This window comes from Streptomyces sp. NPDC055078, from assembly GCF_053607985.1.
The window spans coordinates 1-10933 of sequence record NZ_JBSGUP010000252.1 but is presented as its reverse complement, the minus strand read 5'-3'; the positions used below and the strand labels follow the sequence as shown (position 1 = coordinate 10933).

General features: G+C 71.8%; 11 protein-coding genes. 7 read left to right on the top strand and 4 right to left on the bottom strand.

All coding sequences use genetic code 11. The features are described 5' to 3' along the window. Positions 1 to 1279: glycoside hydrolase family 26 protein (locus tag ACWF94_RS21240; RefSeq protein ID WP_453490476.1), on the bottom strand; the 1279-nt coding region annotated here is incomplete at its 3' end. A gap of 175 nt (positions 1280 to 1454) precedes the next feature. Between ACWF94_RS21240 and ACWF94_RS21235 the strand changes: the two genes are divergently transcribed. Both ACWF94_RS21235 and ACWF94_RS21230 read left to right on the top strand, forming a co-directional pair. Next, positions 1455 to 2948, top strand: coding sequence for a carboxylate--amine ligase (locus ACWF94_RS21235; RefSeq protein WP_453490479.1), 1494 nt, complete (start codon positions 1455 to 1457; stop codon positions 2946 to 2948). A 46-nt stretch (positions 2949 to 2994) separates the two neighbouring features. After that, positions 2995 to 4263 carry an NAD(P)-binding domain-containing protein gene (locus tag ACWF94_RS21230; RefSeq protein WP_453490473.1) on the top strand — a complete coding sequence of 423 codons (1269 nt, stop codon included), beginning with the start codon at positions 2995 to 2997 and terminating at the stop codon, positions 4261 to 4263. 41 nt (positions 4264 to 4304) lie between these two features. On the opposite strand, the gene ACWF94_RS21225 is transcribed toward ACWF94_RS21230, so the two are convergent. Together ACWF94_RS21225 and ACWF94_RS21220 are read right to left on the bottom strand one after the other, a co-directional pair. Further along, positions 4305 to 5030, bottom strand: coding sequence for a haloacid dehalogenase type II (locus tag ACWF94_RS21225; RefSeq protein ID WP_453490470.1), 726 nt, complete (start codon positions 5028 to 5030; stop codon positions 4305 to 4307). Between the two features lie 270 nt (positions 5031 to 5300). Continuing rightward, a complete protein-coding gene (locus ACWF94_RS21220; protein WP_453490467.1) occupies positions 5301 to 5507 on the bottom strand; it encodes a hypothetical protein in 207 nt (68 codons plus the stop codon). Positions 5508 to 5906: 399 nt separating this feature from the next. On the opposite strand from ACWF94_RS21220, the gene ACWF94_RS21215 reads away from it, so the two are divergent. Further along, entirely contained in the window at positions 5907 to 6503 is a 597-nt protein-coding gene (locus tag ACWF94_RS21215; RefSeq protein ID WP_453490464.1) for a DUF4352 domain-containing protein, read from the top strand. A gap of 45 nt (positions 6504 to 6548) precedes the next feature. Beyond that, on the top strand, positions 6549 to 7118 hold the full coding sequence (locus ACWF94_RS21210; RefSeq protein WP_453490461.1) for a DUF5949 family protein: 570 nt from the start codon (positions 6549 to 6551) through the stop codon (positions 7116 to 7118). Here ACWF94_RS21210 and ACWF94_RS21205 read toward each other — a convergent pair. After that, a complete protein-coding gene (locus ACWF94_RS21205) occupies positions 7099 to 8442 on the bottom strand; it encodes a cytochrome P450 (RefSeq protein WP_453490458.1) in 1344 nt (447 codons plus the stop codon). The genes ACWF94_RS21210 and ACWF94_RS21205 overlap by 20 nt on opposite strands. Positions 8443 to 8720: 278 nt before the next feature. Here ACWF94_RS21205 and ACWF94_RS21200 point away from each other — a divergent pair, with 278 nt between their 5' ends. The 3 genes from ACWF94_RS21200 to ACWF94_RS21190 all read left to right on the top strand — a co-directional run bounded on the left by ACWF94_RS21200 (position 8721) and on the right by ACWF94_RS21190 (position 10836). Next, positions 8721 to 9224 (top strand): hypothetical protein, encoded by a 504-nt coding sequence (locus ACWF94_RS21200; protein WP_453490455.1) that lies wholly within the window; start codon positions 8721 to 8723, stop codon positions 9222 to 9224. A 230-nt stretch (positions 9225 to 9454) separates the two neighbouring features. Beyond that, positions 9455 to 9940 carry a tyrosinase family oxidase copper chaperone gene (locus tag ACWF94_RS21195; protein WP_453490452.1) on the top strand — a complete coding sequence of 162 codons (486 nt, stop codon included), beginning with the start codon at positions 9455 to 9457 and terminating at the stop codon, positions 9938 to 9940. 35 nt (positions 9941 to 9975) lie between these two features. Continuing rightward, positions 9976 to 10836, top strand: coding sequence for a tyrosinase family protein (locus ACWF94_RS21190; protein WP_453490449.1), 861 nt, complete (start codon positions 9976 to 9978; stop codon positions 10834 to 10836). Positions 10837 to 10933: the final 97 nt, after the last annotated feature.

Here is a 10933-nt window from a genome sequence, read left to right as displayed (position 1 = left end):
GTGTGGGCGTCGGCACCGGCTCCACGGGGGTACTCGGACTCGGCTTCACCGGAGATGGCGACGGCGGTACGACGGTCGGCGTCGGCGTCGGCGTCGGTGTGGGCGTGGGCGTGGGCGTTGGCACGGCGGGCGTGGGCTCCACCGGAGGCTTCGGCACGGTCGGTGTCGGTGTCGGAACCGGCGGGGTCGGCACGGTCGGTGTCGGTGTCGGTGTCGGAACCGGTGGCGTGGGCACCGTCGGTGTCGGAACCGGCGGGGTCGGCGGCACGGGGACCGGCTGTGCGAACAGCATCGACCGGAAGACCTTCGACGATCGGGGGTTGTCATCGCACTGCCAGACACCGTGCGGACAGTAGTCCGTGATGGTCTGATACAGCGGCTTGTGCCGGCCGATCCATTCGAGCATGCCCCGCATGTAATCGGGGTTGTCGCCGTTCCGGAAAAGCCCCCACTCCGGGTACGAGATCAGTTTGTTGTGCTCCGCCGCGAATTCGACCTGCTTCCGGAGCCCGTACGGAGCGTTCGCCTGCTCATCGAAGGTCTTGCCGGGAGCCTGGTCGTACGAATCCATCCCGATGATGTCCACGACATCGTCCCCGGGATAGCACTCGGTCCAGGGGATCGCGTCCGTACCTCTGTTCGGAGCGAAATCGAAGCGGAACTTCTGCCCTTCCACCGAGCGCATCGCGGTGACAATGCGATTCCAGTACGCCTTCCACGATTCGGGGTCGGGCCCGCAGCGATGGGTGTATGTGGTGCCGTTCATTTCCCAGCCGAGCACGATCACCGTGTCCGGCACACCGAGAGCGACCAGCCGAGAGGCCAGCGTCCGGAAGTGGTGATCGTACTGACCTGCCGCACCGGCCATGAGGAGCTGCCGGACCTGCCAGTCCGGGACCCGCTCCTCGTTCCGCTCCAGCATGGGCACATTGAGGACGAACAGCCGGTCGTCCGCGCCGCGCCGCCAGCGCGCCCAGTCGTCCAGGAAATTCGGGCCGCCCTCGATATTGCTCCACCGGTCGCCCGGAAGATAGGTGTGGCCGACCCTCAGTTCCGTACCGCCGAGCCACTGCGAGAGCTGATCCATACGCAGGACACCGGCCGGACCGTAGTCCAGATACGCGCCCGTCGCGACCGACGCGAGACCGGGCGGGACGGGAATCTTCTCTTCGGCGCGGGCGACGCCCGCCGTCTGTTCTCCGAATACGCCTGTGGAGACGAGGAGAGTGGCTGCCACTGTCCCGATACAGGTGCCGGTGAGACGGCGCCGACGGGTCATGGGCTCCTCCTAGGGGTTGTTCGAGCGTGTCCGGGTGAGTACGCCACCGGATTCGCGGCGTGTATGACCGTAGACAGAAAGTCTTACTTTTTGGCCTTCTGAAAGCGTGTCACTGGGCCATTCGTGAAACGGTCACGAGTTATTCAGGACCAATCAGGTGAAAGTTGTGACGTTGATGCCACCGTTCGACGCCGGGGTACCCGCTCTGGTGCTCCGTCTCGACCGCAATCCCTTTCACCACGGCACCCTGGGAGCGGTCAGATCGCTGGGGCGCGCGGGTGTCGAGGTGCATACCGTGGCCGAGGCACCGGGCAGCCCGGTCGCCAGTTCCCGCTATCTGCACCGGGCGCATCCACGGCCGCCGGGGACGATCACCCCTGAGGGCTTCGTGGAGATGCTGCTGCGCGTCTCCGACCGGATCGGCCGGCGTGCGGTGCTCATCGCGATGGACGACCTGAGCGCGATCCGGGCGGCGGCCCACGCACCCCGGCTCGCCGACCGCTACCACCTGCCCCAGCAGCCGGCCGAACTGCCCGGACTCCTCGCCGACAAGGCCCGGCTCGCCGGCCTGTGCGAGGCCGCGGGCATCGCGCACCCGGTGACCGTCGTGCCCGCCAGCGCCGACGAGGCGGGCGCCGCGGCACGGGAACTGGGGCTGCCCCTGGTCGCGAAGTGGAGCCGCCCCTGGCTGCTCACCGCCGCCACCGGGCTGCGCAGCACCACCCTGGTGCGTTCCCCCGGGGCCGCCCGGTCGCTCTTCGAACGCGCCGGGAGCGCCGGGAGCCGGCTGCTGCTCCAGCGCTATCTGCCCGACGCGCCCGCCTCCGACTGGTTCTTCCACGGCTACTTCCCCGGCGGGGAAGGCCCCCCGGTCGGCGGCAGCGGACGCAAGGAACTGTCCTGGCCCAGGCGTACGGGCCTGACGGCCAAGGGCAGCTGGCACCCCAACGCCGAGGTCGAACAGGCCGCGCTCCGGCTGGTCGCCCAGGTCGGCTACCGAGGCATCCTCGACCTCGACTTCCGGCGCGAGGAGGCCACCGGCTCGTACCAGCTCCTCGACGCCAATCCACGGCCCGGCGCGCAGTTCCGCCTCTTCACCGGCGCGGACGGGCTCGATGTCGTACGGGCGCTCTATCTCGACCTCACCGGACAGCCGGTGCCGCGTCTGGTGAGCCGACCCGGGCGGGTCTTCGTCGCGGAGAACTACGCGCTGCTGTCGGCGCTGGTGTCGCTGCGCGAGCGGGACGGGGACGGCGGCAGGGGTGGGGACGGGAACGGGGTCCGGGTTCACGACGCCCCCGCCGCACCCCCGGGCCACGCCCGGCCGGACGCGCGTGTGCCGCACTTGCGTGTGCCGCACTCGCGGCCGGGCGACCCGCCCCGGTCCGCCGGGGAGCAGGTCCCGCGACCGGCCGGCCCGCCGGCGGCGCACCCCCGGGCGGGCGTCGAGGCCGCCTGGTTCGCGGGCGACGATCCGCTGCCGTTCCTGGCCATGGGCGGGGCCTGGCTCAAGCGCGGACTGGCCAAGGGCGTACAGCGGCTGCGGGACGCCGTACGTCCCGTACGTCCCGTACGGACCGATCGGGCGGAACGGCCGGACCGTCCGCGGCCCCCCGGCGACCACCTCGGCCAACACCCCCGCGAACACCCCACCGAGCGGCTCCGGTGAGCCTCCCCACCCCCTACCCCCTCCACCAACTGCGAAGGAACGAACCATGTACGACGTGGCAGTGATCGGCGCCGGACCCTACGGGCTGTCCATCGCGGCACACGCGGCGAGCGCCGGGATGAACCCCAAGGTCTACGGCAGGACCATGGCGTCCTGGCGCGACCATATGCCCGAGGGCATGTTCCTCAAGTCGGAGCCCTGGTCGTCCAATCTGTCCGACCCGGCAGGGGACCACACCCTCGGCCGCTACGGCGCCGAGCGCGGCTTCGAGGCACGGCACGGCGAGCCGCTGCCGATCGGCGCCTTCACCGCGTACGGCAGGTGGTTCGCCGAACGCGCCGTTCCGGACGTGGACGAACGGACCGTCACCAGGGTCGCCGCGACGGGCGACGGCTTCCGCGTCGAGACCGCCGATGGCGAGGGCGCCCTGGCCCGTACGGTCGTACTCGCCGTCGGGGTGATGCCGTTCGTCAGCATCCCCCGGGAACTGGCCGGACTGCCCGCGCCGTACGTCTCCCACAGCAGCGGCCACCGCGACCTCGGCCGCTTCCACGGCCAGGACGTCACCGTCGTCGGCGCGGGGCAGGCCGCGCTGGAGACGGCGACCCTCCTCGCGGAACAGGGCGCCCGGCCGACGCTGGTCGCGCGGGCGGACCGGCTGAACTGGAACACCCCGCCGCTGCCCCTCCAGCGGGGCCTGCTGCGCTCCCTGCGCACGCCCCACAGCGGGCTCGGCACCGGCTGGCGGAGCTGGGTCTGGTCCGAACTGCCCTGGGCCGTACGGCGGCTGCCCGCGTCCACCCGGGAACACATCGCGGACACCGCGCTCGGGCCCGCCGGGGCGTGGTGGCTCAGGGACCGCTACGAGCGGCAGGTGCCGGAGCTGCTGGGGCACCGGCTGTGCGGGGCCGAGATCACCGGCGGGCGGGTACGGCTGACGCTCACCGCGCCCGGCGGAGGTACTTCGGTGGTCCACACCGACCATGTCGTCGCCGCGACCGGCTTCACCCCGGACCTCGACCGGCTCGGCCTGCTCGACGCCCGCCTGCGGCGCACCATCCGCACGGTCGGCACCGGGCACGCGCCCGAACTGAGCGCGGGGTTCGAGTCCTCGTGCCCGGGGCTGTTCTTCGCCGGCCTCCTGACCGCGCCCTCCTTCGGCCCCGCCATGCGCTTCGTCCACGGCGCGACCTTCACCGCCCACCGCCTCACCGCCCGCCTCCGCACCCACCTCCCCACCACCGCGCGCCTGCCCCGCCCCACCGCCCCGCTCTCCCCGACCCGGGTCGGCGAATCGGGCCCCGCCGGGGACTGAGTTCCACCGGGGCTGGGTGCGCCGCCGGGCACGCCGCCGGGTCAGCCGATGACGCGTCGGACAGGCCGGCCGACCTGGCCGGCCTGGTCGAGTCGGTCGGCCAGGTCGGCGAGGTCGTCGGCGTACAGGTCGAACCCGTCCGAGGAGGTGGGCGGGTCGCCGACGGGACGGGGGACGTAGGCGGTGCGGAGGCCGAGGCTCTGCGCACCGCGCAGGTCCCAGGCGTGGGCGGCGACCATCAGGAGGCGCTCCGGGGGCAGCCCGGAGACGGTGACGGCAAGCTGGTAGACCGCCGGGTCGGGCTTGTAGGTCCGGGCGTCCTCGGCGGACAGGGCCTGGTGCCAGCGCAGGCCGGCGTGCGCGTTGAGCCCCAGTAGCGCCGTCCGGCTCGCGTTGGAGAGTCCGATCAGCGGGAACCGCTCGGCGAGCCGGGCGAGCCCCGCCACGGTGTCGGGCCACGGAGGGAGCCTGCGACCGGCAAGGGCCAGTGCCGCCGTGGCGGTCGGGTCATCGACTCCGGCGGCGTCGGCGACGAGCCGGGCGGCTTCCAGGTCGAGGACATCGCTGGCGAGGTAGGGCCGGTCGCCGTCGAGGACGCGGCGTTGCTCGCGGTCGATGTGCCGCTGCCACAGCGACAGAAGCCGCTCGACCCCGGGCTCGTCGAGCGACGGGTCGAGTGCACGGATACCGGCGCGGATACCGGCGGGTTCGTCGACGAGCGTGCCGAGGACGTCGAACACGATGGCGTCGATCTCTGGCTCTGGCATGGGAGCGGTCTCCTGGGCGAAGCACGGGGCGTACGAGTGACTTCGGTGGAACGCGGCGGCAGGCCACCAGGATTCCCGAGCCGCACCGCCCGCGAGGCATCCGCGTCGACGTCGCCAAGGAGAACAGCGACGAACCACCGCGCCCGCCGAACCACCGCGCACGACCGGGGCGCCACCACCGAGCATGCCCTCCACACCGCAGGGCACAGAGCGCGGCGCCCCCGTCGGATCAGGGCGCGCGCCCGGGACGGGGACCGGCGTACGGGGGACTCAGGTGCGACGGGTCGGGTCGGGGCGCCAGGGCCAGGGGGTTGGGGGTGGGCCGGTGAGGAGGTCTCCGGGGGTGGGCTGGGGGGTGGGGTACTGGGCCAGCCGGGTCCACTCCAGGTCCGGCACGCCCGGCAGCGTCCGTCCCGCGCTCGTCCACTCCTGGGACAACTGGTCGTAGATCGGGCTCTCGCCGACCGGTGGACCCATCGGACGAGTGTCCTGATGCGCGTTCGAATGGTGATGCGGGTTCGGGGCCGAGTGCGTCTGGACGCGCTGCCATCGAGCAGGCGCGGAAGTCCTTGCCATAAGTCGGCCAACGCCCCACCCGCGGGAGAAGTCACTGCGGCGGCAGGGTTCCGGATGACCGCATGAACGGTTTTTCGGGGGAGCGGCCATAAGTCCCCCGCTCGTCGGGATTCCCGCCCCCAGCGCGACATGGAGTGCGCCCCCCGAGCCAATCCCTTGGACGTGCGCCGACTCTCCGCGCCCCTTGTGCCCATCGGTGGGACTCCCCGGGCGACACGGACCACGACACGTGCGCCGGTAGAGGGAATTCTCGGGGAGAGACGGTGATGATAGGGAAAACGGCCTGTCTTAAGGGGACCGATGCGACATGTGGGTTCCGCGCTGCTCCTGGCGGCGCTGGTGATGGGCGTCACCGCCTGCCAGAGTCCGCCGGGCGCGCAGTCGCCACAGCAGCCACGGGCGGCGGAGCGGACCGCCGCCGACCGGGCCGAGGGCGGCCAGGACCGGTCCGACAGAAAGCCCGGGAAGCCCGGGAGCAGCACATCATGGGTCGGCGACTCGGCCGACCTCGGCGGCCGGGGGTTCGGCGAGCACCTGCGTATCTCTGTTCGGGGGCAGGTCGACCCCGCCATCGGTATCCGGGCCGCTGACGCGCCGGACACCGGGAACCGCCGGTTGGGCGTCGATGTCGCCCTCGTCAATGTCGGCGGGCGACCCTATGACGCGAGCCGCGCCGATATCTGGGTGACGGACGCCGGCGGCGGGCGGTATCCGGCGGTCCGTACCGGCACCCTCACCACCGGATTCCCGCTGGAATGGAACACGCTTCCGGTGGGCGAACAGAAACAGGGCTGGCTGGTCTTCGAAGTACCGCAGGACGCGCGGATCGTACGGTTCCACTGCCGGGTCGGAAAGACGGCCCTCTCCTGGCAGCTCCAGTTTCCCCCATCCAGGTGAACGTATGAGGTGACAGGGACCTGCCGGGCATTAGGGTGCCGAGCCATGACCACTGCGAATTCCACCAAAAACGCCTTTCGGCGCGGCCATGTCGGCACACTTTCCGCACTCGCCTGGACCGGTGATCCCGAAGCCGGGCACAACATGCCCTATCTGCTCGTCTATTCGCTCGGCGACGGTGTCGGTGAAGGGGGAGGGGAAGGTGTCGGTGAAGGTACTGGCGGCGCTGACGGCGACGGTGACGGCGACGGCGGTACGGAGGCGGGCGAGGCGGCCCTGCGGGCGCTGATCGAGGAGATCGGGCTCAAGGCCGGCGCCGAGATGACCGACGCGACATCCGATTCCGTCAACTCCCCGATCCGGCTGCTCGTCGAGGGCGGCCAGGCCACCCTCACCATGCCCCGGCTGAGCGCCCAGTGCCCCGCCCCGCCCGAGTGGCTCGCCGCAGCCGATGAACGCGGCCACGCCCATGTCATGGTCGCCGCCCGCCCCTGGCCCGAGGCGGTGCCGGGTGCGCCGGTCACCGAGGAGATGCTCCAGGCGTTCCTCGGCGACGAGGAGACGTTCATGGCCTGCGGGCATGTCCTGCTCCCGGTCAGTCGGCTGCGCCGCTGACCCGCCGGGCCCCGGCCGTGCCGGGACCCCCCGATGTTCCCCGAGCCCCCGGCAGCTCCGCCGCCCCGGCGCTCCCGGTGCTCCCGGGGCCGAAGGCGAAGGGCAGCGCGCGGACCCGGTTGTCGAAGCTGGAGTCCACCAGCTCGGCAGCCCCCACCGCCCGCAACGCGGATGGCCGGGTGAGCAGTTCATGGAACAGGGCCTTCATCTCCTGTCGCGCCAGATGGGCGCCCAGACAGTAGTGCGGCCCCCCGCCCCCGTAGCCCAGGTGCGGATTGGGGTCGCGGGTGATGTCGAAGGTGTCGGGGTGCTCGAATACCTTCTCGTCCCGGTTCGCCGACGCGTAGAAGAGGACCACCTTCTCGCCGGGGCGGAAGGCGTGCCCGCCCAGTTCGCAGTCGGCCACGACCGTACGGCGGAACTGGATGATCGGCGTCGAGTGGCGCACGATCTCGTCCACCGCGCCGTCCGCGTACCGGTCGAAGTCCGACTCCAGCAGCGCGCGCTGTCCGGGGTGGTCGGTCAGCAGCGAAAGACCGTGGGCGATGGCGTTGCGGGTGGTTTCCACGCCCGCGACGAGCAGCAGCGAGAAGAAGGCACCGAGCTGGCGCGCGTCGAGGGCCTCGCCGTCGATGTCGGCGCACACCAGCGCCGAGATCAGATCGTCCGTGGGGCGGCGGCGGCGCTCGCGCGCCAGTTTCGCCATCACCAGGTGCAGCTGGGCCAGGGCGCGCAGCCCGCGCCCCGGAACCCGCAGCCGGGACCGGCGGACCCCGACGTTCTCGGACGCCTCGTCGATCCGGCGGGCGATCTCCGTACGGTGGCGCGGCGGAATGCCCATCAGATCGCAGATGATCTCGAAGGGCATCCGGGAGGCGACCGACGCCACGAAGTCGTCAGGGCGGTCGCGGATCATCTCGTCCACGATCCGCCGCGCCACCGCGCGGACATTGGTCTCGGCGGCGGCCAGCAGCTTCGGCGTGAAGGCACGCGAGACGATCCTGCGCATCTTCGCGTGCTCGGCGCCGTCCATGTTGACCATCGAATTGCCGAAGACGGCCTTCGCCCAGGCGGCCGGCTCGGGCGTGGTCACCCCCGGCGCGCTGGCGAAGTGCCGGGGGGTGCGGCTCGCCTCCTGCACATCGGCGTGCGTCACCAGGGCGTAGAAACCGGGGCCGGGGCCGGTGCCGGGGCCGGTTCCGAACCGGACCGGACCGGGGAGGGTGCGCAACAGCGCGAAGGACTCCAGCCGCCGATCGCGCGGCAGCCGCCAGAACGACGGATCGGCGAGATCGACGTCCGTGGCGCGCAGCGGAGCCTTCATGGATACAACCTCCACACGAACTGAGCAGGAGCGGCCATGCTGACCCACAGGGGGCGGCCGGGACGGTCAACGCGGCCCGGAACGGGGTGGATTTACCCCCTTCGCGCGATCCCGCGTCAACCGGGTGGTTACTGCGGACAGGGGAATTCCGCACTGGTCGGGCCCGTTGGCTCGTTCTCCACTGAGCAGCGCCTGCCGGAGCACCGGTTCCGGTACGGCGGCGCACCGTTCAGCAGCTCGCGAACCAAGACGCGAACAAAGAGGGGACATACGTACCAATGAAGTCGACCACCCGAGGATCTCTCGCGGCCGTCATCGCGTGCATGGCGTCGGCGGTGGGGGCCGCCCCCGCAGCCGCCGGTACATCGGTGCCGGTCACCCTGCCGCTGGAGAGCCTGGAGACGGTTGTCCCGGTGCCCGCCCCGGAGCTGAGCACGGGTGTCCCGGTGCCGGTGCCCGGCGCCTTCGAGGCACCGCGCCATGTCACCGGGCGCATGCTGCCCCACGGTCTGCTGCCGCAGGTGCCGTTCACCAGCGAACTCCCGGCGACCGTCGCCGAACTCCCGGTCGAGGACCCGCTCGGGGGCGGTGAGCTGGGGGTCGCCAAGGCCGTCGCCCCGGCGAGCGATCTCAAGCTGACCGCGCCGGGGGCCTCGCTGGGCGCTCCGCTGTCGGCCCCGCGTCCCGAACTGTTCGGGCAGCCCGAGCCGGTGCTGCCCGAACTCGCGGTGCTCACCCCGTCGCTGCGCGGCGAGCCCACCGCCGGGCTGCTCCTCGACTGACCGGGCAGCGCCCGGGTGGCCGGACCCGCGCACGCCGCTGTGCGGGCGCGTCGGCCGCTGCCGAGCCCCCGGACGGGGTTCGCGGAGGTGAGCGCCGTACGGCCCGTGCCACCCGGACGAGGAACCCTTTCGCCGCCGTCTCGTTGACACCAGCGATGCACGCTCGTTGACCCGAGCGGTGCACGTCCGTTGACACCAGCGATGCACGGCCACGTCGAAAGAGCGAACTCATGCGAGCCCTCACCCGCCGTCTCACCCGCCACATCAGCCGCCGCGCCGCCCTGCGTACGGTCTTCACCGTCGGTGTGGTCGCGGGCACGGCGGGCGCGCTCGCGCCGGTCCTCGCCCACCGGGCCGCCCGGGAGGGGGCCCGCCCGCCGAAGGCCGGTGTGCGCCCCGAGCTGGAGCGGTTCGCGGAGATGTACCGGGGCCGGCACATCCAGGGCACCGCGACCTTCATGGTCCCGGCGGGCGGCGCGGGGACCACGACCGTCGCGGTACGGACCTCCACACGCGGCACCACGACCGTCGCGGTGCCGAGTGTGGAGATCCGGATCGACGACCGCCCCCTGCATGTGATGCGGCGGGCGGACGGCAGCTATCTGAGCCTCGTCAACCACTACGAGTCGTTTCCGACGCTGCGCGACGTGGCCCGCGCCGCCGTCGACGAACTGGGCTCAGCCCAACTGGCGCTGTCTCCCTCGCACAGCCACTGAACCCACGGCCACACCACCCAGGGAGGGCGGCACCGGTGTACACCCGCAAGAACCAGCGGAATCTGACCCGTACGGAGAAGCGCCGACTGGTCGACGCGCTGCTGGCGCTGAAGCGTTCGGGGGAGTACGACGAATTCGTCAGGACACATGGCGAGTTCTTCGTCCCCGACGCCGAGGACGGCCCGAGGGCGGCCCATATGACGCCTTCGTTCTTCCCCTGGCACCGAAGATTCCTGCTGGACTTCGAGCGGGCGCTCCAGCGGATCGACCCGGGGGTGTCGGTCCCGTACTGGGACTGGACGACGGACAACACCCCCGCCTCCTCCCTGTGGGCGGACGACTTCCTCGGCGGCAACGGCCGGATCGGCGACCGCCAGGTGATGACCGGCCCCTTCGCGTACGGCAACGGGAACTGGCGGGTCAACGCGCGGATCACCGACGGCAAGTACCTCACCCGCGACTTCGGCCGCCCCGCCGACCCGGTCTCCCTGCCCACCAGGGCGGATGTGGAAAGGGCCCTTAAGGAGCCGCTGTACGACGCGGCCCCCTGGGACTCCACCGCGCGCAGCGGCTTCCGCAATACGATCGAGGGCTGGAGTGCGGGCGGGGGCCGGCGCTGGCGCAACCACAATCTGGTGCACCGCTGGGTGGGCGGTCTGATGCTCGGCGCGACCTCGCCCAACGACCCCGTCTTCTGGCTCCACCACGCCTTCGTGGATCTGCTGTGGGTCCGCTGGCAGCGGGCGCATCCGCGATCCGGCTATCTGCCGGCGAAGAGGCTGCCCGCGTCCGACCCCCAGTCGGGGCGGGTCTTCGCGCTGGACGAGCCGATGCCGCCGTGGGAGGTGGCGCCCTCCGCGCTGCTCGACCACACCCGCTTCTACCGCTACGAGTAGCGCCCCGGACAACACCGGCCCAGCAGCAGGCAGCACGCGACAGCACTGGCACCGGCACAAGCACCGGCACCAGCACCACGAACCGCGGCCTCCCCTT